At 67.0% G+C, this 21,745-nt stretch carries 18 protein-coding genes; 8 read left to right on the top strand and 10 right to left on the bottom strand.

What is annotated here, in order from left to right; genetic code table 11:
- Positions 1 to 291: 291 nt before the first annotated feature.
- From ubiE to pstS, 3 genes are read right to left on the bottom strand one after another with little or no spacing between them, the layout of a single operon-like run.
- Positions 292 to 1,023, bottom strand: coding sequence for a bifunctional demethylmenaquinone methyltransferase/2-methoxy-6-polyprenyl-1,4-benzoquinol methylase UbiE (gene ubiE, locus ACXJKJ_RS14510; protein WP_457390614.1), 732 nt, complete (start codon positions 1,021 to 1,023; stop codon positions 292 to 294).
- 17 nt (positions 1,024 to 1,040) lie between these two features.
- On the bottom strand, positions 1,041 to 1,433 hold the full coding sequence (locus ACXJKJ_RS14505) for a gamma-butyrobetaine hydroxylase-like domain-containing protein (protein ID WP_056204136.1): 393 nt from the start codon (positions 1,431 to 1,433) through the stop codon (positions 1,041 to 1,043).
- An 11-nt stretch (positions 1,434 to 1,444) separates the two neighbouring features.
- Positions 1,445 to 2,488, bottom strand: a complete 1,044-nt coding sequence (gene pstS / locus ACXJKJ_RS14500; protein ID WP_457390613.1) for a phosphate ABC transporter substrate-binding protein PstS — start codon at positions 2,486 to 2,488, stop codon at positions 1,445 to 1,447.
- Between the two features lie 114 nt (positions 2,489 to 2,602).
- Here pstS and ACXJKJ_RS14495 point away from each other — a divergent pair, with 114 nt between their 5' ends.
- On the top strand, positions 2,603 to 4,633 hold the full coding sequence (locus ACXJKJ_RS14495) for a M13 family metallopeptidase (protein WP_457390612.1): 2,031 nt from the start codon (positions 2,603 to 2,605) through the stop codon (positions 4,631 to 4,633).
- Positions 4,634 to 4,908: 275 nt separating this feature from the next.
- Here the strand turns inward: ACXJKJ_RS14495 and ACXJKJ_RS14490 are convergent, their stop codons facing one another.
- Positions 4,909 to 6,726 (bottom strand): S8 family peptidase, encoded by a 1,818-nt coding sequence (locus ACXJKJ_RS14490; protein WP_457390611.1) that lies wholly within the window; start codon positions 6,724 to 6,726, stop codon positions 4,909 to 4,911.
- A gap of 437 nt (positions 6,727 to 7,163) precedes the next feature.
- Between ACXJKJ_RS14490 and ACXJKJ_RS14485 the strand changes: the two genes are divergently transcribed.
- Positions 7,164 to 7,661, top strand: a complete 498-nt coding sequence (locus ACXJKJ_RS14485; RefSeq protein WP_056204144.1) for a hypothetical protein — start codon at positions 7,164 to 7,166, stop codon at positions 7,659 to 7,661.
- Here ACXJKJ_RS14485 and ACXJKJ_RS14480 read toward each other — a convergent pair.
- Together ACXJKJ_RS14480 and ACXJKJ_RS14475 are read right to left on the bottom strand one after the other, a co-directional pair.
- The gene (locus tag ACXJKJ_RS14480) at positions 7,634 to 8,074 is read right to left on the bottom strand and encodes an HIT family protein (RefSeq protein ID WP_457325694.1); all 441 of its coding nucleotides are present in this window, start codon (positions 8,072 to 8,074) and stop codon (positions 7,634 to 7,636) included. The two genes, ACXJKJ_RS14485 and ACXJKJ_RS14480, sit on opposite strands and share 28 nt — an antisense overlap.
- Positions 8,071 to 11,925 carry a DUF3683 domain-containing protein gene (locus ACXJKJ_RS14475; RefSeq protein WP_457390610.1) on the bottom strand — a complete coding sequence of 1,285 codons (3,855 nt, stop codon included), beginning with the start codon at positions 11,923 to 11,925 and terminating at the stop codon, positions 8,071 to 8,073. Before ACXJKJ_RS14475 ends, ACXJKJ_RS14480 begins: the two co-directional genes overlap by 4 nt.
- A gap of 235 nt (positions 11,926 to 12,160) precedes the next feature.
- Here ACXJKJ_RS14475 and ugpB point away from each other — a divergent pair, with 235 nt between their 5' ends.
- From ugpB to ACXJKJ_RS14445, 6 genes are all read left to right on the top strand, one after another.
- Positions 12,161 to 13,465, top strand: coding sequence for a sn-glycerol-3-phosphate ABC transporter substrate-binding protein UgpB (ugpB, locus tag ACXJKJ_RS14470; RefSeq protein WP_457390609.1), 1,305 nt, complete (start codon positions 12,161 to 12,163; stop codon positions 13,463 to 13,465).
- An 85-nt stretch (positions 13,466 to 13,550) separates the two neighbouring features.
- Complete coding sequence (gene ugpA / locus ACXJKJ_RS14465) at positions 13,551 to 14,438, top strand: sn-glycerol-3-phosphate ABC transporter permease UgpA (RefSeq protein ID WP_457390608.1); 888 nt, start codon at positions 13,551 to 13,553, stop codon at positions 14,436 to 14,438.
- A gap of 162 nt (positions 14,439 to 14,600) precedes the next feature.
- Positions 14,601 to 15,449, top strand: coding sequence for a sn-glycerol-3-phosphate ABC transporter permease UgpE (gene ugpE / locus ACXJKJ_RS14460; protein ID WP_457390607.1), 849 nt, complete (start codon positions 14,601 to 14,603; stop codon positions 15,447 to 15,449).
- The gene (locus ACXJKJ_RS14455) at positions 15,450 to 16,505 is read left to right on the top strand and encodes a sn-glycerol-3-phosphate import ATP-binding protein UgpC (protein ID WP_457390606.1); all 1,056 of its coding nucleotides are present in this window, start codon (positions 15,450 to 15,452) and stop codon (positions 16,503 to 16,505) included.
- Entirely contained in the window at positions 16,502 to 17,257 is a 756-nt protein-coding gene (gene ugpQ / locus ACXJKJ_RS14450) for a glycerophosphodiester phosphodiesterase (protein ID WP_457390605.1), read from the top strand. The genes ACXJKJ_RS14455 and ugpQ overlap by 4 nt, the downstream gene beginning before the upstream one ends.
- Positions 17,257 to 17,712, top strand: coding sequence for a hypothetical protein (locus ACXJKJ_RS14445; protein WP_457390604.1), 456 nt, complete (start codon positions 17,257 to 17,259; stop codon positions 17,710 to 17,712). The genes ugpQ and ACXJKJ_RS14445 overlap by 1 nt, the downstream gene beginning before the upstream one ends.
- Before the next feature lie 22 nt (positions 17,713 to 17,734).
- Here the strand turns inward: ACXJKJ_RS14445 and ACXJKJ_RS14440 are convergent, their stop codons facing one another.
- From ACXJKJ_RS14440 to ACXJKJ_RS14425, 4 genes are all read right to left on the bottom strand, one after another.
- Complete coding sequence (locus ACXJKJ_RS14440) at positions 17,735 to 18,307, bottom strand: GNAT family N-acetyltransferase (RefSeq protein WP_457390603.1); 573 nt, start codon at positions 18,305 to 18,307, stop codon at positions 17,735 to 17,737.
- On the bottom strand, positions 18,304 to 19,575 hold the full coding sequence (locus tag ACXJKJ_RS14435) for an MFS transporter (RefSeq protein WP_457390602.1): 1,272 nt from the start codon (positions 19,573 to 19,575) through the stop codon (positions 18,304 to 18,306). The genes ACXJKJ_RS14440 and ACXJKJ_RS14435 overlap by 4 nt, the downstream gene beginning before the upstream one ends.
- A 143-nt stretch (positions 19,576 to 19,718) precedes the next feature.
- On the bottom strand, positions 19,719 to 20,111 hold the full coding sequence (locus ACXJKJ_RS14430) for a PPC domain-containing DNA-binding protein (RefSeq protein ID WP_457390601.1): 393 nt from the start codon (positions 20,109 to 20,111) through the stop codon (positions 19,719 to 19,721).
- Positions 20,089 to 21,702, bottom strand: a complete 1,614-nt coding sequence (locus tag ACXJKJ_RS14425) for a gamma-glutamyltransferase family protein (RefSeq protein ID WP_457390600.1) — start codon at positions 21,700 to 21,702, stop codon at positions 20,089 to 20,091. Before ACXJKJ_RS14425 ends, ACXJKJ_RS14430 begins: the two co-directional genes overlap by 23 nt.
- Positions 21,703 to 21,745: the final 43 nt, after the last annotated feature.

Below are 21,745 nucleotides of genomic sequence, written 5' to 3'. Positions count from 1 at the left end.
TGGGGGGTGGTCGCTTGCGATTGAGGATGACGCCTTCCGGCGTCATTCGATACGCAATATTCGGTATTCGACTTTCGGGCCGAGCGACGGGCCGCTCCCTAGCCGGCCCGCTCAGGCGATGTGCTTGCCGCTCAATGCGGCAAGCATCGCCATCCCCCCGGGGGCTGAGGCCGGACATGGTGAGTCCAGTGGACTCGCCGTGCCTGCCGCAGAGCAGCGGGCTTGACCGCTGCGCGGCCTGCAAGGCCGATTAGGCTGCCCGCGTCCAGCAGGGCAAGACTGAGCGAGGGGTCAACATTTGATCCCGGCGTGCAGGGCGACGATGCCGGCACTGAGGTTGTGCACGTCCACGTGGCCGAATCCGGCCGTCTTCATCATGGCCTTGAGCGTGGCCTGGTCGGGGTGCATGCGGATGGACTCGGCCAGGTATTTGTAGCTCTCGGCGTCGCCAGCGAACAGCGAACCCAGCTTGGGCAGGATGTTGAAGGAGTACCAGTCGTACGGCTTCTTCAGCGGCTCTGCGATGCGCGAGAACTCCAGCACCAGCAGCCGCCCGCTCGGCTTGAGCACGCGGCACATCTCGGCCAGGGCCTGCTCCTTGTGCGTCATGTTGCGCAAGCCGAAGGCAACGCTGACGAGGTCGAAGCTCTCGCTCTTGAAGGGCAGCTTCTCGGCGTCGGCCAGGCTGGTGGGCAGGATCAGACCCTCGTCCAACAAGCGGTTGCGGCCCTGGCGCAGCATGGCCTCGTTGATGTCGGTGTGCACGACGAGGCCGGTCTCGCCGACCTTGCGGGCGAAGGCGCGCGACAGGTCACCGGTGCCGCCGGCAATGTCCAGGGCTCGCTCGCCCGGCTTCAGGTTGGCGACCTGCACGGTGTAGGCCTTCCAGGCCCGGTGCATGCCGGCCGACATGAGGTCATTCATCAGGTCGTACTTGGAAGCGACCGAGTCGAAGACGCCACGGACCTTGGTGGCCTTCTCGTTCTCGTCGACCTGCTGGAAACCGAAATGCGTTTGAGTCATGGATTCAGTGCCGGGATTCAATGCGAATGGCAGCTGCCGCCACCTTTGACGGGCATGGCGTCGTCGCGGCTCTTGCCAGCGGCGGCAAGGCGGGCCTCGTAGTCGCGCCAGAGAGCGTCCTGCTGGCTGCCCAGCTTGTAGAGATAGTCCCAGGTGAACAGGCCGCTGGCGTGACCGTCCGAGAACTCGGGCCGCACGGCGTAGTGGCCGACCGGCTCCAGGCCGGTGATGCCCACGTCGCGCTTGCCCGTCTGCAGCACTTCCTGGCCCGGGCCATGGCCCATGACCTCGGCCGAGGGGCTGTAGACGCGCATCAGCTCGAAGGGGATGCGAAAACGCGCGCCGTCGTCGAAGGCGATCTCCAGGACGCGAGAGTGCTGGTGGACGGTGAGTTCTGTCGGGGCGGCCATGGCTGGGCAGTTTAGAAGCTCTGGTAGGCCGGCAGCTGGCCGTCCTTGGGCCGCACCTGGGTAAAGCGCGCTGCCAGACGAGATTGCACGCCGATGGGCAGCGGCGCGAAGCCGGTGCCGCGGGTCAGGTCGTCGCCATGCATGAAGCACCAGTAGAGGAACTTCAGCGCGCCCTGCGTCCTGGTGGCCGTGGCGGGTTCGGCATCCACCAGCACGAAGCTGGTCAAGGTGATCGGCCAGGCGTCGTTGCCCGGGCGGTCCAGCAGCGTGGCGAGGTCGTCGCCCTGGCGGTGCATGTCGCTCTCCAGGACGGCGGCACGAAAGCCCTGCTCGGTCGGCAGCACGAAGCGGCCGGCCGCGTTGCGCAGCTTCACGGCGGCCAGCTTGTCGCGCAGCACACGGTCGTAGGAGACATAGGCGATGGCACCCGGCGTGGCGCGCAGCGTTTGCACCATGCCGTCATTGCCCTCGGCCTTCAGCGGGTCGCTCGGCCAGGCGGGCAACTGGCCGATGCCGACGTCGGTCTTGAACGCGGCCGAAGCGCCCGCGAGATAGCGGCTGAAGCCCTCGGTGGTGCCCGATTTCTCGGCACGCACGACGCGCTTGATCGCCAGGCCAGGCAGGCCGACACCCGGGTTCAGCGCCGCGATGCGGGCATCGTTCCAGACCTTGATGCGGCCCTGGAAGATGTCGGCCAGCACCTCGCCGTCGAGCTGTAGCGGCGCGGCCAGCGGCAGATGGACGACCGGAACGACGCCACCGATCAGCATCGGGATCTGCACCAGCTTCTGCTTGGCCAGCTCGGACGGCGGCAGCGGCGCGTCGGTGCCGCCGAAATCCACCTTGCGGGCACCGATCTGCTTGATGCCGTCGCCCGAGCCCGTGCCCTTGTAAGCAACGGCGCCGCCGCCGGCCTTCTCGAAGGCGCGCGCCCAGGTCTCGTAGACCTTGGATGGAAAGGTGGCGCCCTGCCCTTGCACGGGTTGGGCAAGGGCCGCTGAGGACAGCAGAAGTGAGGCAGCGAGGGCCAGCATCGGGCGCAGGAAAACGGGCATGACCAGGAGCAAGTGACTTGGTGAAAACCCGTAATCATGCCTTGTGTCTTCCGGCCCGCGATGGCGGTGGCCGCTCTAATCTCCCGGTTTCACGGCTTCCAGCTCGTCACCTCCATGCCCCGATTCGCCCGCCATCGCCTGGCCGCTGCCACCGCCCTGCTCGGCCTGGCCGCCGCCGCCCAGGCCCTCGACCTGAGCGGCCTGTCCAAGGACGTCAGCCCCTGCGACGACTTCTACGCCTTCGTCAATGGCAACTGGGAGGCCGCCACCGAGGTGCCTGCCAGCCGTGGCCGCATTGGCAACTTCGATCAGCTGCGCCAGAACAACGACGCGGTGCTGGACAAGGCACTGAAGGAATTGGCCGACAAGCCGGCGCTGCAGAACACACCGGGCCTGAAGCTCATTGCGGCCTATTTCTCAAGCGGCATGGACGAGGCCGCCGTCGAGGCGCGCGGCATCAGTTCGATCACGCCGCTGCTGAACCGGATTGACGGCCTGCAGCGCCGCGAAGACCTGCCCACCCTGCTGGCGCTGCTGAATCGCAGCGGCATCCACGCACCTTTGAACTTCAGCGTGCAGGCCGACCGCAAGGACACGCGCCGCAACGTGCTGGCGCTTTCGCAGTCGGGCCTGGGCCTGCCGGACCGTGACGACTACTTCCGCAGCGACGAGCGCACCCGCACCGTCGGCGCCGCCTACCGCAGCTTCGCCCAGACCCTGCTCGCCGCCGCCGGCCGCCCGGCCAGTGACGCCGAGCTGGACGCGCTGATCGGCTTCGAGGCCCAACTGGCCGAGGCCACCCGCGAGCGCGCCAGGTTGCGCGATCCGAACGCCAGCTACAACCCGATGAGCCCGGCGGAACTGGCCGCCGCCGCACCGGGGCTGGACTGGAGCGCCTACCTGGCCGTGCTGACCGCGGGCGCCAAGCCGCCGCAGCGCTTCCTCGTGGGCCAGCCGGAATTCGCCACACGCGTGGCCAAGCTGGCCACTGATGCGCCGCTGGACCTGTGGCGCCGCTACCTGGCGGTACGCGTGCTGGACACTTTGTCGCCCCGCCTGCCCAAGGCCTACGCCACGGCCTCGTTCGAGTACCGCGGCAAGACCATCACCGGCTTGCAAGCGCCCCCGCCGCGCAGCGAGGACGTCATCTTGCAGATCGGCGGGCGCACCGGCGGCGAGCCGATGGGCTTGGCGCTGGGAGAAGTGTTCGTTACACGCGCCTTCTCGCCCGAGGCGCAAAAGCGCGCGGGGCTGCTCGTGGAAGACGTGCGCGCCAGCATGAAGGAGCGCATCGAGAAGCTGGAATGGATGACGCCTGGCACCAAGGCCAAGGCCTTGGAAAAACTGGCCAGCATGCAGGCCAAGATCGGCGCGCCCGAGAAGTGGCCGCAATACGAAGGCCTGCAGCTCGGCGCCAACGACTATGCCGGCAACTGGCTCAGGGTCTCGCTGTGGCACAGTGGCCAGCAGGTCAAGGACCTGGATTCGCCGGTGGAGCGCGGCCGCTGGCGCATGGCGCCGCACATCGTCAATGCGCAGGCGGGCGGCCTCAACGAGATCACCCTTCCGGCCGGCATCCTGCAGCCGCCGTTTTTCGACGCCAAGGCTGACGATGCGACCAATTACGGCGCCATCGGCACGGTCATCGGCCACGAGATCACCCACCACTTCGACGACAGCGGCCGCAACTTCGACGCCATCGGCTCAATGACCGACTGGTGGACGCCGGCCGACGCCGCCGGCTACAAGGCCCGTGCCGACAAGGTGGCCGACCGCTACGCGGCGATCTCGCCGCTGCCCGGCTACAACATCAACGGCCGGCTCACGCTGGGCGAGAACATCTCCGACATGTCGGGTTTGCCCATCGCCTACGAGGGCCTGCAGCGCGCGCTCAAGCGCAGCGGTGGCGCGGACCGGAAGATCGAAGGCTACACGCCGGCACAACGCTTCTTCATCAGCAACGCGCTGGTCTGGCGATCCAAGGTGCGCACCGAGTTCCTCATCAACCAGGTGCGAACCGACCCGCACTCGCCGGCCAAGTTCCGCGTGCTGACGCCGATGAGCAATTCGGCTTACTTCGCGCAGGCGTTCTCGTGCAAGGCGGGGAGTGCGATGGTGGCGAGTGATCCGCTGACGGTGTGGTGAGTCGGGTTGTTGATTGAACTGAGACGGGGCTTCGGCCCCGTTTTCTTTTTTGGTCGCTCTTGCCGCGGTCCTCATGACCCGTGTGCAGTGCCGCGGGAATCCGCCCCGCGAGGGCGGGTAACTTTTCTCTGACGCGCCAGGAGGGTGTCGAAGAAGAAAGTTACCCGGCCGCCGGGACGGACTCCCGGCAATGCACCGAACAAAAAGAACAACCGCAAATGCCACAAAGAAAAAACGGGGCCGAAGCCCCGTTCCCATTCAAGCAGCCAAACCGCTTACCACTGCAGCTTCAGTGTGTACGAGCCCGTGCCGCTGTAGCGCAGCACCTGCACATACAGCGTGATCGAGCCTGAACCGCCATTGGCGTAGCTCGCGCTGTCGACCTGCCCCGCCGCCTTCTCGCTGCTGGCCACCGTCGTGCCGGAGCTGTTCTTGACGTAGAGGTCGAAGTCGTTGCTGCTGCTGCCCATGGTCAGCGTCGCGGCCAGCGTCTTGCCGGCCGGCAGCGTCACCTTGAAGTAGTCGGTATCGCTGGTCGAGCCGATGGTGCCGGCCACGTTGGCCGGTGCCGAGACGGTGTTGGCCGCCGAGATCGAGCCGTTGGACTCGGTCTCGTTGACCGTCGGCAGGCCGCCCGTGCCCGTGATGGCCGCCACCGCAGCCGCCGCATCCAGGATGCCGGCGCCGCATTGCGAGCAGCTGCCCGGGAAGGCTCGCGCGCTGCTGATCAGCGCGGCCTTGATCTGGTCGGGCGTGGCGGTCGGCTTGGCGCTCATCATCAGCGCGACGACACCGGCCACATGCGGCGTGGCCATCGACGTGCCCTGGTAGTAGGCATAGCTGTCGGCGCCCGGCGCCTTGGTGCCGGCGTTCAGCGTGCTGAGGATGCCGTTGCTGCTGCTGGAGCGCACGTCACCACCGGGCGCCGCCAGCGTCACGATGGAGCCGTAGTTCGAGTAGTAGGCGCGAGCACCATTGCGATCCGTGGCTGCCACGGCAACCACGCCGGAGCAGTTCGCCGGGTTGGAGTTGCTGGCGTTCTGGTTCTCGTTGCCGGCTGCGACGATGACGCTCGTGCCGCGCGAACGGGCGCTGTTGATGGCATTCTGCGACGTGGTGTCGCAGGCACCGCCGCCACCGAGGGACATGTTGATGATCTTGGCCGGCGTGGCGTTGGTGGGCAGGCCCGAGACGCTGCCGCCCGAGGCCCAGACCATGCCGTCGGCGATGTCGGAGGTGTAGCCGCCGCACTTGCCCAGCACGCGCACGGGCTGCACCTTGGCGTTGAAGGCGATGCCCGCCACGCCGGTGGAGTTGTTGGTCTTGGCCGCGATGGTGCCGGCCACATGCGTGCCGTGCCAGCTGGAGTTGCTGGCCGGCTCGCCGGTACCGCATTCGCCCGCGGCGGTCCAGTCGCCCGGGTCGCTCGGGTCGCTGTCACGGCCACTGCCGTCGTTGGAGACGGCCGTGTCGTTGATCATGTCGTAGCCGGCGACGATCTGGCCCGACAGGTCGGCATGCGGGCGGTAGCCGGTGTCGATGACGGCCACGACGACGCCCGAGCCGGTGGACAGGTCCCAGGCCGCCGGGGCGCGGATGCCGCCGGTCGTCTCGTACAGGTCCCACTGCGAGCTGTAGCTCGTGTCGTTGGGCGTGAACATCGGGTACATCTTGCGGTCGGGTTCCGCGTAGGCGATGTTGGGGTCGGCGGCCTTGAGCTGGTTGGCCAGGCTCAGCATTTCGCCGTGCGAGAGCGCCTTGTCGAGCTTGTAGATGTGGGCGCCAGTGCCCATCTGGCGCAGCACGCGGGCCTTGGCGCCGCGCAGGGCCAGCGCCGAGTTCACGACATTCAGGCGAGCTTCCAGTGCGTTGGTAGCGATGCCGACGGCGCGCAGTACGGTGGCGTCCTGGGCATCGACCTGGGAGGCGTCGCGGTAGCTGACGATGAGGCGGTCGGTACTGCTCGCACGCACCAGGCTGGCAACGCCCACGTCGACCTGGGTGTTGGATACGCCAGCCTGGCTGGCACCCGCCGTCAGCAGGCCACAGGCCAGTGCGAGCAGGGTTCTCTTGTTGGCAAAAGCAAAACTCATTTGTGGTGGTTCCGGAAAAGTCACCGTGGCGGACGGCGCACCGGCTCGGCCCGCGGGATCTCCACGAGGAGCACCACTGTGTTCAGCTCGCCGGCAGGACTCAACCCAACAACAAAACCGTCCTGGCCGGCATGGCGCATCCGAAGCGGGCCGCAGTGTGTCCGCGGCACGAAGGCAGCCTTGTCACCAGCCGCAGTGACGGAAGTAACCCTAGCGGGCAATCACGGATGACAGCGCCCGTGACCAATGGCATGCGCACGCTCGAGCGAGCGAAACAAGCCGGCAGCAATTCGGTCGCGGTTTTCAGCGGGTCGTCACATGGCACCGGCAACTCATCGCTTGCGGCTTGGGGCCGCTCATTCACGCGCCTAGCCTGAACACAGGTCGACGCGTTTTGCGGCGCCCGCCCCCCCACCAAGAACCCACAGGAGCTCGTCATGTCCAACCGCTATTCGATTGCCCAGCGCACCCCTTTGCTCAACAGCCTGTTTGCCGGCGTCGCGTGTGCAGTCGCGCTGACCCTGACTGCAGGCCCCGCGCTGGCCGCCCCAGGGGATCTGGAGCGCGTCGAAGTCAGCGGCCGTGTCGTCGAGGCGCCCGTGCGCTACGACATTCACGACGCCTGCGCCAGCCTCGACCGCCAACTGCAGGACGCGCTGCAGACCACCTGGGAGAACGAGCGCCGTGTCGGCCAAGTGAAGGTGCAGATCGTCATCGACGGCGGTGAAGTCACTGCTGTCAGGACCGACGGCATCTCCAACCGCATCGAGCGCACCGTGCGCAACGCGGCCAACATGTTGGAGTGCGGCCCGCAGAAGACGGCCGGCGCGCAGATCTATCGTTTCCGCGTCGACTTCATCGATCCCGACGACCGCAACAACCAGCAGGTCGCCGGCGCCGGGCGTGGCTATCGGATCGCGATGGTCAACGAGTGAAGCACGGCGGCGTCGACGCGAGCAAGCGCCAGCGGCAGGCGCTCTACCGCCGGGCCGCCCAGTTCGCGCTGGGGCATGGCCCAGATTGGCGCTGGGAAATGGCTGTCCCAGTCGAAACGCGCGACGATATGCCAGTGCAGATGAGGCACGACATTGCCGAGACTGGCGATGTTGACCTTGGTCGGCGCGAGCAAAGACCTTAAGGTCCGCTCGATCTCGGTGACAGCGTCCATGCAGGCGTGTCTATCCGTGACCGACAGGTCACTGAACTCGGCGACATGGGCGCTCCAGATGAGTCGGTAAAAGGCCGGGAAACGTTGCGCTTCGTCGCCATCGACGACGCGCACGACGCGGAACTGCGGCGTGCGAGCGACGACGAAACCGCCGTCGCCCTCGCACAAGGGGCAGCTCACACCAGCACCCGCTCGATGCCGCCGTTGTTGGCCTTGGCCACGTACTCCGGCATCCAGTTGGGGCCGAGGATCTGGTTGGCCATCTCGACGACGATGTAGTCGGCCTCCAGCAGGCCGTTCTGCAAGTCATCACCGTAGCGGGACAGACCCTGCAGGCAACTCGGGCAGGACGTCAGGATCTTCAGGTTGTCGTTCGCGCCGACCTTGCCGCTGTCGCGCAGCTGCGTCTCGGTCTTGCGCAGTTCCTCTTCCTTGCGAAAGCGCACCTGCGTCGAGATGTCTGGCCGCGTCACGCCCAGCGTGCCGCTCTCGCCGCAGCAGCGCTCGCTCTTCACGACGTTGTCACCCACCAGCGCCTTCACCGTTTTCATCGGCTCCTGCAGCTTCATCGGCGAATGGCAGGGGTCGTGGTACAGGTAGCTGGTCTTGGACCCGAGCGTGATGCCCTTCTCCAGCAGGTACTCGTGGATGTCGATGATGCGGCAGCCCGGGAAGATGTCCTCGAACTTGTAGCCCTGCAGTTGGTCGAAGCAGGTCCCGCACGACACCACCACCGTCTTGATGTCCAAGTAGTTCAGCGTGTTGGCGACGCGGTGGAAGAGCACCCGGTTGTCGGTGATCATCTTCTCGGCCTTGTCGAACTGGCCCGAGCCGCGCTGCGGGTAGCCGCAGCACAGATAGCCGGGCGGCAGCACCGTCTGCACGCCGGCATGCCAGAGCATGGCCTGCGTGGCCAGGCCCACCTGGCTGAACAGCCGCTCCGAGCCGCAGCCGGGGAAATAGAACACCGCCTCGGTCTCGCTCGCCATCGACGGCGGGCGAATGATGGGCACGTAGTCCTTGTCCTCGATGTCCAGCAGCGCCCGCGCCGTCTTCTTGGGCAGGCCGCCGGGCAGCTTCTTGTTGATGAAGTGGATGACCTGTTCCTTGATCGGCGCGGCGCCCAGCGTGGCCGGGGGCGCGCTGGTCTGCTTGCGCCCCGCGAGCTTGAACAGGTCGACCGCGAAGCGCTGCGCCTTGAAGCCGATGCCCACCATGGCCGTGCGCATGAACTTGATGGTCTCGGGGTTGGTCGCGTTCAGCATGAACATGGCCGCCGCATTGCCCGGCCGCCAGGTCTTCTGGCCCATCTTGCGCAGCAGGTTGCGCATGTTCATCGTCACGTCGCCGAAGTCGATCTTGACCGGGCAGGGCGAGAGGCACTTGTGGCAGACCGTGCAGTGGTCGGCCACGTCCTCGAACTCCTGCCAGTGCTTGATCGACACGCCGCGGCGCGTCTGCTCCTCGTACAGGAAGGCCTCGACCAGCAGCGAGGTGGCGAGGATCTTGTTGCGCGGCGAATAGAGCAGGTTGGCGCGCGGCACGTGCGTGGCGCAGACCGGCTTGCACTTGCCGCAGCGCAGGCAGTCCTTGATCGAGTTGGCGATCTCGCCGATGTCGCTCTGCTGCATGATCAGCGACTCGTGCCCCATCAGGCCGAAGGACGGCGTGTAGGCATTGCGCAGGTCGGCCGGCAGGGAAGCATCCTTCAGCAGCTTGCCCTTGTTGAAGCGGCCCTCGGGGTCGACGCGCTTCTTGTAGGCCGTGAAGTTGGCGATCTCGTCGTCGGTCAGGAACTCGATCTTCGTGATGCCAATGCCATGCTCGCCGGAGATGACACCGTCCAGCGAGCGCGCCAGCGTCATGATGCGCGCCACGGCCGCATGCGCCGTCTGCAACATCTCGTAGTTGTCGCTGTTGACGGGGATGTTGGTATGCACATTGCCGTCGCCGGCATGCATGTGCAGGGCCACCCAGACGCGGCCGCGCAGCACCTCCTTGTGGATGCGCTTGAGCTCGGCAATCAGCGGCTCGAAGGCCGCGCCGTTGAAGAGGGCCTGCAGGGGCTTGAGGATCTGCGTCTTCCACGATGCGCGCAGCTCGTGCGTCTGCAGGCCCTCGAAGAAGCCGCTGTCCAGGCCATCCAGCCATTGCTGCCACAGGTCGCCCACTTCGCGCAGCAAGGCCAGCGCCTGCTGCACCCGGTCTTCCAGCAGCTCCGCGCTCGGGATGTCACCCGCGTCGTCGCTCTTGCCCAGCGGCAGCTTGCCCGTCAGGAACAAGGCTTGCAGCGCCGTTACCAGCGCCAGCTTGTTGCGCAGGCTCAGCTCGATGTTGATGCGCTCGATGCCCAGCGTGTACTCGCCCATGCGGTGCAGCGGGATGACGACGTCCTCGTTCACCTTGAACGCGTTGGTGTGCTTGCTGATGGCCGCCGTTCGCTTGCGGTCCAGCCAGAACTTCTTGCGCGCGTCGGCGCTGACGGCAACGAARCCCTCGCCCGAGCGGCCATTGGCCAGGCGCACGACCTCGCTCGTCGCACGCGCCACGGCATCCGCGTCGTCGCCGACGATGTCGCCCACCAGCACCATCTTGGGCAGGCCGCCGCGCTTGCTCTTGGTGGCGTAGCCCACTGCCTTCAGATAGCGGTCGTCCAAATGCTCCAGGCCCGCCAGCAGCACACCCGTGTCGGCAATCGAGAACATGTAGTCCTTGATGTCGACGATGCTGGGCACGCAGTCCTTGGGGTTGCCGAAGAACTCCAGGCAGACAGTGCGCACGTGCGCCGGCATGCGGTGCACGATCCAGCGCGCGCTGGTGATGAGGCCGTCGCAGCCTTCCTTCTGGATGCCCGGCAGGCCAGCGAGGAACTTGTCCGTCACGTCCTTGCCCAGGCCCTCCTTGCGGAAGACGCGGCCCGGGATGTCCAGGCGCTCGGTCTTCTCCAGCTTGGTGCCGGAGGCGTCGAAGTAGCGCAGCTCGAAGCTGGCCATCTCCACGTCATGGATCTTGCCGAGGTTGTGGTTGAGGCGGATGACCTCCAGCCACTTGGCCTCGGGCGTCACCATCTTCCAGCTGGCCAGGTTGTCCAGCGCCGTGCCCCACAGCACGGCCTTCTTGCCGCCGGCGTTCATGGCTACGTTGCCGCCGATGCAGCTCGCCTCGGCGCTGGTCGGGTCCACCGCGAAGACGAAGCCGTTGGCCTCGGCCATGTCGGCTACGCGCTGCGTGACGACACCGGCCTCGCTGAAGATGGTCGGCACCTCGCGGTCCAGGCCGGGCAAGCGCAGCATCTCGACGCCGCGCAGCGCTTCCAGCTTTTCGGTGTTGATGACGGCGCTGTTCCACACCAGCGGAATCGCGCCGCCCGTGTAGCCCGTGCCACCGCCTCGCGGAATCACGGTCAGCCCCAGCTCGAAGCAGGCGCCCACGAGGCCGGCCATCTCGGCCTCGGTGTCGGGCGTCAGCACGACGAAGGGGTACTCGACGCGCCAGTCGGTCGCGTCCGTCACGTGGGACACSCGCGACAGGCCGTCGAACTTGATGTTGTCCTTGGCGGTGTGCTTGGCGAGCTTCTTGGCCGAGCGCTTGCGCAGTTCAGCAACGCGCTCAAACATCAGTGCGAACTCGGCCACTGCACCACGCGCCGCCTTCAGCAGCTCACCGACCGACGCGTCGCGTTGCGCATCGGCAGCGGCGTCACGGCGCTTCTCCACCTCGCCCAGGCGATGGTGCAGGGCCTCGATCAGCTGGCCACGGCGGCGAGGGTTGTCCAGCAGGTCGTCCTGCAGATACGGGTTGCGCTGCACCACCCAGATGTCGCCCAGCACCTCGTACAACATGCGCGCGGAGCGGCCCGTGCGGCGCTCTAGCCGCAACTGGTCCAGCAGCTCCCAGGCCCGGGAGCCCAGCAGGCGGATGACGATCTCGCGGTCGGAGAACGACGTGTAGTTGTAGGGAATCTCGCGCAACCGGGGGGCTGCGCTCTCAGCCGCTTCAGCGGTGGGCATCAGGGGATGCGGAGCGTTCATGGCAACCGGCGTGACCGGAAAAGTAGCCTTCGCAGGCTGGTTCGGGCGGGCAGCGGCTCGGGTCGGCAGCAGGGCGGGCAAGGACTACCCGGCTTGTGGCCACGGCCCCTCGCGGCAAGGGTTGGAATCCTAACCGAGGGGGGTTGCCCCCAGGGCGCCACCGTGTTTGCCCGCCATTCGTCGCTCATCAAGCGGCGCTATGCTGGCCCGCAAAACACCGCATGGAGACACTGCAATGAAGTCGTTCGCCTATGTCATGGCGCTGGGCGCTGCCCTGGGCCTGGCCAGCCCGGCCCAGGCCCAGACCGAGATCCAGTGGTGGCACGCCATGGGCGGCGCGCGCGGTGAATGGGTCAACGACCTGGCCAAAGACTTCAACGCCAGCCAGAAGGACTACAAGGTCATCCCCACCTTCAAGGGCACCTACGACGAGTCCATGCCCGCGGCCATCGCCGCCTTCCGGGCCGGCAATGCACCCCACATCCTGCAGGTCTTCGAGGTCGGCACGGCCACCATGATGGCCAGCAAGGCCGCCATCAAGCCGGTGGCGGACATCATGAAGGAGGCCGGCATCCCCTTCGACCCCAGCGCCTACGTGCCGGCGGTGGCCAGCTACTACACGGCCCCCAACGGCCAGATGCTGAGCTTCCCCTTCAACAGCTCGACGACGGTCTTCTTCTACAACCGGGATGCGCTGAAGGCCGCCGGCGTCGACAAGCCGCCCACCAGTTGGCCCGAAGTGGCCTCCGCCGCCGCCAAGCTCAAGGCCAACGGCAGCAAGTGCCCCCTCACCACATCGTGGATGAGCTGGACGCAGCTGGAGAGCTTCTCGGCCTGGCATAACGTCGAGTTCGCGACGAAGAACAACGGCTTTGGCGGGCTGGACGCGCGCCTGGCCTTCAACACGCCGCTGCACCTGCGCCACATCGAGAACCTGGCCAACATGTCCAAGCAAGGGCTCTTCGTCTACAAGGGCCGCGGCAATACGTCCGACGCCACCTTCGTGTCGGGCGAGTGCGCCATGACCACGGCCTCGTCCAGCATCTACGGCGACATCAAGAAGAACGCCAAGTTCGCCTTCGGCATCACCGCCCTGCCCTACTACCCGGACGTGCCCGGCGCACCGCAGAACACCGTCATCGGCGGCGCCAGCCTCTGGGTGATGGCAGGCAAGAAGCCGGCCGAGTACAAGGGCGTGGCCAAGTTCTTCGARTACCTGGCGCGGGCCGATGTCGCCTCSGAAAGCCACAAGCGCACCGGCTACCTGCCGGCCACCAAGGCGGCCTTTGTTGCTACCGAGGCCAGCGGCTTCTACAAGGCCAACCCGGGCAGCGACGTGGCCGTCAACCAGATGATCCGCAAGACCACCGACAAGTCGCGTGGCGTGCGCCTGGGCAACCACCCGCAGATCCGCACCATCGTCGATGAGGAATTCGAGCTGATCTGGGCCGGCAAGAAGACCGCGAAGGAAGGTATCGATGCCGCCATTCAGCGCGGCAACGAGCAGCTCGAAAAATTCGCTAGAACGGCCAAGCTCTGAACTGAGATGAGGCCCCCACGCTCGCCATGCTCGCTGCCCCCCGAGGGGGCGCCAGTGCCCTCCGGACGGCCGAGCGGGCACTGACATGGCGCAAGAAAAACGCGTCGTCTTCCGCTCCCGCTGGCTGCCGTGGCTGCTGCTGGCGCCGCAGGCGGCGGTCATCGGCGTGTTCTTCTTCTGGCCGGCGGCCCAGGCGCTGCTGCAGTCGCTGCAGCAGCAGGATGCCTTCGGCCTGTCAACCGAATGGGTTGGCCTGGACAACTTCAAGGCGCTGTGGGCCGACGCGAGCTATCTCGACTCGTTCAAGACCACGGCGGTTTTCTCCTTGCTGGTGGCGGTGCTGGGCCTGTCGATTTCTCTGCTGCTGGCCGTCATGGCCAACCGCGTGGTGCGCGGCGCGGGCATCTACAAGACCCTGCTGATCTGGCCCTATGCCGTGGCGCCGGCCATCGCCGGCGTGCTGTGGCTCTTCATGTTCGCGCCGTCCATCGGCATCGTGGCCTATGGGCTGCGGGCCCTGGGCTACGACTGGAACCACCTGCTCAACCCCGACCACGCCATGACGCTGATCGTCATGGCCGCGGTGTGGAAGCAGATCTCCTACAACTTCCTGTTCTTCCTGGCCGGCCTGCAGTCCATTCCGCGCTCGCTCATCGAGGCGGCCGCCATCGACGGCGCCAGCCCCTGGCGGCGCTTCTGGGACGTGACCTTCCCGCTGCTCTCGCCCACCAGCTTCTTCCTGTTGGTGATCAACATCGTCTACGCCTTCTTCGACACCTTCGGCATCGTCGACGCCGCCACGCAAGGCGGCCCCGGCAAGGAGACGGCCATCCTGGTCTACAAGGTCTATCACGACGGCTTCAAGGCCCTGGACCTGGGCGGCTCGGCGGCGCAGAGCGTGGTGCTGATGGTCATCGTCGTCAGCCTGACCGTCCTGCAGTTCCGCTTCGTCGAGAAGAAAGTGAACTACTAGAGAAGGTACCCAAAGGCCCGACATGCCCGCTCATCCAGCCCAGACACCCCCACTCGTCGTTGCAAATGCTCGCCGTAGCACGAGCTACGGCTGTGCTTTGCGCCTCGATTGGGGCCGCCTGTCCCGTCTGCTCGGTCACGCCGAGCCTCTGGGTACCTTCTGATGGTCGAAAGAAAACCCTGGCTGGACTGGCTGGCCCACGCCATCCTGGCTCTAGGCGTGGTGGTGGTGGCCTTTCCGCTCTACGTGACCTTCATCGCCGCTTCGCAGACGTCTGAGGCCATCTTGCATGCGCCCATGCCGCTGGTGCCGGGCGGGCATCTGCTCGACAACATGGCCACGGCCCTGGGCGGCGGCACCGGTTCGGGCTCCAGCGCGCCGGTGGCCCGCATGATGTGGGTGAGCTTCGTGACGGCCATGGTGATTGCCGTCGGCAAGATCGCCATCTCGCTGCTGTCGGCCTTTGCCATCGTCTACTTCCGCTTCCCGCTGCGGCAGCTGTTCTTCTGGGCCATCTTCGTGACGCTGATGCTGCCGGTGGAAGTGCGCATCGGGCCCACCTACCAGGTGGTGGCCGACCTGCACATGCTCAACAGCTATGCCGGCCTGACCGTGCCGCTGATTGCGTCGGCCACGGCCACCTTTTTGTTCCGCCAGTTTTTCCTGACGGTGCCCGACGAGTTGGTGGAAGCCTCGCGCATCGACGGCGCCTCGCCGCTGCGCTTCTTCAAGGACGTGCTGCTGCCGCTGTCCACCACCAGCATCGCCGCCCTCTTCGTCATCCAATTCATCTACGGCTGGAACCAGTACCTCTGGCCGCTGCTGGTGACCACCGACGAGTCCATGTACCCGGTGGTCATCGGCATCAAACGCATGATCAGCGGCGGCGAGGCAGCCAATGACTGGAACCTCGTCATGGCCACCGCCCTGCTCGCCATGATCCCGCCGGCCCTCGTGGTGATCCTGATGCAGCGCTGGTTCGTTAAAGGTTTGGTAGATACAGAGAAATAAATGGCTGCCATCTCCATCCGCAAACTCTTCAAACGCTATGGCCACGGCGCCAAGGCGGTGCAAGTCATCCACGGCGTGGACGCCGAGGTCCACGACGGCGAGTTCGTCGTCATCGTCGGCCCCTCGGGCTGCGGCAAGTCCACGCTGCTGCGCATGGTGGCGGGGTTGGAGGAGGTCAGCGAGGGCGAGATCGCCATCGGCTCTCGGGTCGTCAACAACGTCGAGCCGGCGGACCGTGACATCGCCATGGTGTTCCAGAACTACGCCCTCTACCCGCACATGAGCGTCGGCCAGAACATGGCCTACGGCCTCAAGCTGCGCAAGATGCCCAAAGCCGAGATCGACGAGCGCGTGCAGCGTGCCGCCAAGATCCTGGAGCTGAGCCATCTGCTGGAACGCAAGCCGCGCGAACTGTCCGGCGGCCAGCGCCAGCGCGTGGCCATGGGCCGCGCCATCGTGCGCGACCCGCAGGTCTTCTTGTTCGACGAGCCGCTGTCCAACCTCGACGCCAAGCTGCGCGTGCAGACACGGCTGGAGATTCAGAAACTGCACCGCGAGCTGGGCGTCACCTCGCTGTTCGTCACCCACGACCAGGTCGAGGCCATGACGCTGGCGCAGCGCATCATCGTCATGAACGGCGGCCGCATCGAGCAGATGGGCACGCCCGAGGAGGTCTACGGCCAGCCGGCCTCGACCTTCGTCGCCAGCTTCATCGGCTCGCCGGCCATGAACCTGCTGCCGGGCCGACAGCACGGCGGGCAGTTCTACATCGACGGCGCCGAGCTCGACGTGCCGCCGGGCGTGGAAGGCGAACTCACGCTGGGCCTGCGCCCCGAGCATGCGCACCTGGCCGACCGGGGCTGGCCCCTGCGCGTGGAGATGATCGAGATGCTGGGCGCCGAGCGCCTGGTCTATGGCAAGCTGGGCGCCGGCACGCCCTTCACGCTGCGCCTGGACGCCACCCTGCCCCCACCGCAGCCGGGCGACTGGCTGCACCTGGCCTTCAGCCCCGTGCACCTGCACCGCTTCGACGCCAAGACGGGACAAAGGCTGTGAAGACGCATTGGCCCTATCCGCTGTGGCTGGCCCATCGAGGCGCCGGCAAGCTGGCGCCGGAGAACACGCTGGCGGCCTTCCGCATGGGCGCAGGCTTTGGCTTTCGTGCGTTTGAGTGCGACGTCAAGCTCAGCCAGGACGGCCAGGCCTTTTTGCTGCACGACGACACGCTGGACCGCACGACCAGCGGCCAGGGCTCGCCGGCTTCAGCAGACTGGGCACAGCTGGCCGGGCTCGACGCCGGCAGCTGGCACAGCCCCCCGTTTGCCGCCGAACCGCTGCCGCGCTTCGCCCAGATCGCCGCCTTCTGCCAGGCCAACGGCTGCGCGCTGAATGTCGAGATCAAGCCCTGCCCCGGCGAGGAGGCCCGTACCGGCGCGGCCGTCGCCCGCGAGGCCGCTCGGCTGTGGGCCGGCGCACTGCCACCGCTGTTGAGTAGCTTCAAGCCTGAAGCCATCGCTGCAGCCCGCGACGTCGAGCCCGCCTTGCCACGCGCGTTGCTGCTGGACAAGCTGTGGGACGGCTGGCCCGAGGCCGCCGAGGCGCTGGGCGTCGTCGCCGTCATCACGAACTACCGACTGATGGACCGCGCGCTGATCGAGCGCCTGCATGCCAGGGGCTGGCGGGCGCTGGTCTACACGGTCAACGACGCGGCGACTGCCGCGCGACTCATTGCCGACGGCATCGACGGAATCATCACGGACGCCGTGGATCGCCTCGGTCCCGGTAGCACGGGCAAGAGGCACGGTTGATGCACATGGAAACCGTCACTTTCACCCGCGTGTTCGACGTGGTTCGGCGCCAGTCCAAGCTGGGCAGCTGGACGGACTTCGGATTTAACTCGCCCACCTGCAAGATATTCGGAGCCCGGGTCTGGGGCCATCCTCCGCTGAGAGACGGCATGACAGTCAAGCTGGTACTTCAACGTGCCGACCACTGGTCGACCATCCTCGGCTGGCAGGACATGCAGACGGGGGAGACCTGCATCGCCAACCGAGGCGGCGCCTTGCTGGGCGTCGGTCTCATAGCCACCGCGTTCTACCTTCTGGCTGGGCCACTTCTGTTGCCCAGGCTTCTGACGGGCTCCGGTGCGGCACGGTTGTTCGACGCCTGCGTGCTGGCATTGCCCGCAGCGCTCGTGCTGATCCAGCTTCGCGGCAAGCTGCAGCACGCAGCCGTGGTGCGAATGCTGCAGCAGGCCGCGTAACGGCAGGTCCTCGCCGGCAAGTTCAGGACACGCGCGAGTAGACGCAGGTGTCGCGGGGATGCCCGTCGACACCCAGCGCCTCGTTGCGCAAGACGCCTTCGAGCTCGAAACCACAGCGCTCAGCGACCGCGCGGCTCTTGACGTTGCGCGGGTCACAGCGGATCTCGACACGGCGAGCAGCCAGCCCGCCGAAGGCCAGCGCTGTCAGCAGCCGCACGGCCTCGCTGACATGGCCCTGGCCCGCCGCCTCGGGGCGGATCCAGTAGCCGATCTCGAACTTGCGCACCGCCCAGTCCATGCGGTGCAGGCCGGTGCCGCCGAGCAGCCGACCCGGGCTGCCATCGGCGCGGCGGGCGTAGATGTGAAAGCACAGGTCGCGGCGGGCGATGAAGTCGGCCTGCATGCGGCGCACCACCATCTCCGAGCTCTCCGCCGTCGGCGCCTCCTGGGCCCACGGCATCCAGGGGCGCAGATGCGAGATCGCCTGCGTGATGACGACAGCCAGCTCCGCGCCGACGCCGGCACGCGGCATCAGCAGCACGGTGCGTTCGCCGTCCAGGCGTTCCGGGATGTCGATCAACAAGGGATCGGTCATGCCGTCACCACTTCAACAGGCTTGGGCAGCTCACGCACACCGCGGATCACCTGATGCCGCCAGGCCAATGTCGCCAGCAGGCAGGCCCCCACGCCCGAGAAGCCAAGCGCCGCGCGCAGGCCGATGTGCTCGCCCAGCCAGCCGCCGATAAGCGCGCCCGGGCCGGCCGGCAGCAGGATGAGCCAGCGCATCGTGCTCGTCATGCGGCCCAGCATGGGCGCCGGCGTGACGGCCTGGCGCAGCGACAGAAAGTTGATGAAGATCAGCACGGCGCCGATGCCGAACGCGAACAGCATCACGCCGAAGCTGATGATGCCCAGCTGACCGGCCGGCGCGACAGCCAGCTGCAACCAGCCCGCACCGCAGGCCCCGTAGCCCAGCACCAGGCAGGGCCCCGGGCCGATGCGGCGGCTGATGCGATGGCCGAAGATGCTGGCCAGCACCGTGCCGGCGCCCAGCGCGATGTAGGACAGACCCACCGTCTGCGGCGACAGGTGCAACTCGCGCGTCGCGAACAGGATCTGCACGACCAGCGCCGCGTTGTGGAAGAGCTGCCAGCCGCCGGTGGCCATGGCCAGGCTGACGAGCAGGCGGCGCTCGCGCACAAAGCGCAGGCCCGCCTTCAACTCCACCCAGAACGCCTTGCCACTGCGCTCAGCCAGCGTTTCCTTGACCTGGATGCCGCGCAGGATGGCGGCCGACACCAGCAGCAGCAGCGCGTCCACGGCCAGGGCCAGCGGCGCGCCGAAAAGCTTGATCAACGCGCCGGCCAGGCCCGGGCCGGCCACTTCAGCGCCCGACGAGGCCAACGCGTTCTTCGCATGCGCCTCGACCAGCCGCTCGCGCGGCACCACCTGCGTCAGCACGATCTGCGCCGCACTGCCGGCCACCGTGTAGACGCAGCCCAGCACAAAGCCGACGACATAGAGCCAGCTCATGCTCAAGACACCCAGCCAGGCTGCCAGCGGCACGGTGGCCACGGCGACGGCCAGCAGGCTCTCGCCCCAGATGTAGACCGGCAGCTTTCTCATACGGTCCAGCAGCACGCCGGCGGGCAGCGAGAACAGCACAAAGGGCAGGATCTCCATCGCCTGCAGCAGGCCCATCTGCGTGGGGCTGGCGTTGAGCAGCACCGCAGCCGTCAGCGGCAGGGCCAGCATGGTGACCTGGCCGCCAAGGGAGGAGATGAGGATGGACGACCACAGCCGCCGGTAGACCGCATCGCGCAGCAGGTCGCCGGGCGCGAGGGTGAAAAACTTGGAGAACATGACGCTTGAGGCTCCGACAGGACTCGACGGGCGGGTCAGCCCCGCCGGGATGAAACGACGCGCAGGGGCGTCAGTCGAGGTCGAGCAACTTGGTCATGCGCTGCATGCTAGCAGCGCGGCCGGACGGTGTCGCGTGCCGGTGGTCACGGCTTGCGGACGACAAGTTCGGCGTAGCCGGTGGCCGGATCGAATTGGCGCGACAGCGAACCGATGGGCAGAGACGCGATCAGCAACTCGGCCGTCGTGCGCACCTCGCAGCCGGCGCACACATGGCCGCCGAACACGCGACCCGCCGCATCGGACACGCTGGCATGCAGATGCGCGCCATCGGGCGTCAGGCTGCCGCTGAGCGCCAGGATTTCGAGCGGCCCGGCGATGGTGGTCGGCTCCGGTTCGCCAGCGAAACGCAATTGCGCATGAACGAGGCTGCCAATGCCGGCGACGACAAAGCCGGTGCGGCCTCCCAGCGCGCCGCGCAGGTCGTCCCCGGGGTTCAGGCGCAAGACCTCCACTTCAGTAGCCCACGGCCGCGCCATCACGCCGCGGATCGCTGGCCGCCACATAGCCCTCGACGCCCGGATCACCCAGCCGCCAGATGAACTGGCCGGCGCCGAAGTCCTGGTAGCTGTCGTGGATGTCGCCGATCTCATGGCCGCGCGCGCGCAGCGCCTCGATGGTGGCCGCCGGCATGTGCGGCTCGATGTTGATCGACAAACCTTCGTTGAAGCGCCAGCGCGGCGCATCGCAGGCAGCCTGCGGATTCTGGCCGTAGCAGAGCATGCGCACCAGCGTCTGCAGATGCCCCTGCGGCTGCATGTTGCCGCCCATGACGCCGAAGCTCATCACGGGCGCGCCGTCCTTCGTCAGGAAGGCCGGGATGATGGTGTGGAAGGGCCGCTTGCCCGGTGCGACCTGGTTGGGGTGGCCGGCCTCCAGCGTGAAGCAATGGCCACGGTTCTGCAGGCTGATGCCATAGCCCGGCAGCACCAGACCAGAGCCGAAGCCCATGTAGTTGCTCTGGATGAAGCTGACCATCATTCCCGATTCATCGGCCGCGGTCAGATAGATGGTGCCGCCCTTGATGGGGTTGCCGGCACCGAAGGCCTGGGCGCGCTGCGGGTCGATGAGCTTGGCGCGCGAAGCAAGGTAGTCGGGATCGAGCAACTGCGCCGCGCTGACCGTCATCGCGCCGGGCTCGGCCACGTAGCGGTAGACGTCGGCAAAGGCCAGCTTCATCGCTTCGATCATCAGATGCTGGGCCTCGGGGCTGTCGACCTCGTGCGCCGTCACATTGCAATGCGCCAGCAGGCCCAGCGCCATCTGTGCGGCGATGCCCTGGCCGTTGGGCGGGATCTCGTGCAACGTATGGCCCGCAAAGTCCTTCGCCAGTGGTGTAACCCACTCAGGCTGATAGCCCGCCAGGTCGGCCTCGGTCAGCGCGCCGCCGGTCTCGCCCGCAAATCGAACGAGCGCCTGCGCAATCTCGCCGCGGTAGAACGCCTCGCCCTTGGACTCCGCAATCAGCTTCAGGCTGCGCGCCGCTTCCTGAAAGCGAAACAACTCGCCCACCTCGGGCGCTCGCCCTTGCGGCAGAAAAGCCCGAGCAAAGCCGGGCTGCGATGTGAGCTCGCTCAACGCCGCCGCCATGGCCCACTTGCCCTGCACGATCGGCGGCACCGCATAGCCGCGCTCGGCGATCTCGATGGCGGGTTGCATCAGATCGGCGAACGGCAGCTTGCCGAAGCGCTCGCTCAGCGCCATCCAGCCGCCCACGGCGCCAGGCACGGTCACCGAGCCCCAGCCACGCTTGGGCATGACCTGCCCCCCGAAGAATGACGAGGTCCACGCCGCCGGCGCTGGGCCGGATGCGTTCAGGCCATGCAGCCGCTTGCCGTCCCACAGGATGCAGAACGCATCCGAGCCCAGGCCATTGCTGCAGGGTTCGACCAGCGTCATGCAGGCCGCCGTCGCGATCGCCGCATCGACCGCGTTGCCGCCCGCCTGCAGCATGCGCAACCCGGCCTGGGCCGCCAGTGGATGCGAGGTCGAGACGATGTTGCGCGCGAACAGCGGGCTGCGCCGGCTTGAATAGCCAGCGCTCCAGTCGAAGTGGGATGCGGTGTTCATGCGCCCGATTCTGCCGGTGTAAGGCTTTGCAACGTGGTCAACG

This window comes from Roseateles sp. P5_E1, assembly GCF_054049335.1.
Note: the sequence above shows the minus strand (reverse complement) of the source record. Positions and strands in the feature narration are given on the sequence as shown.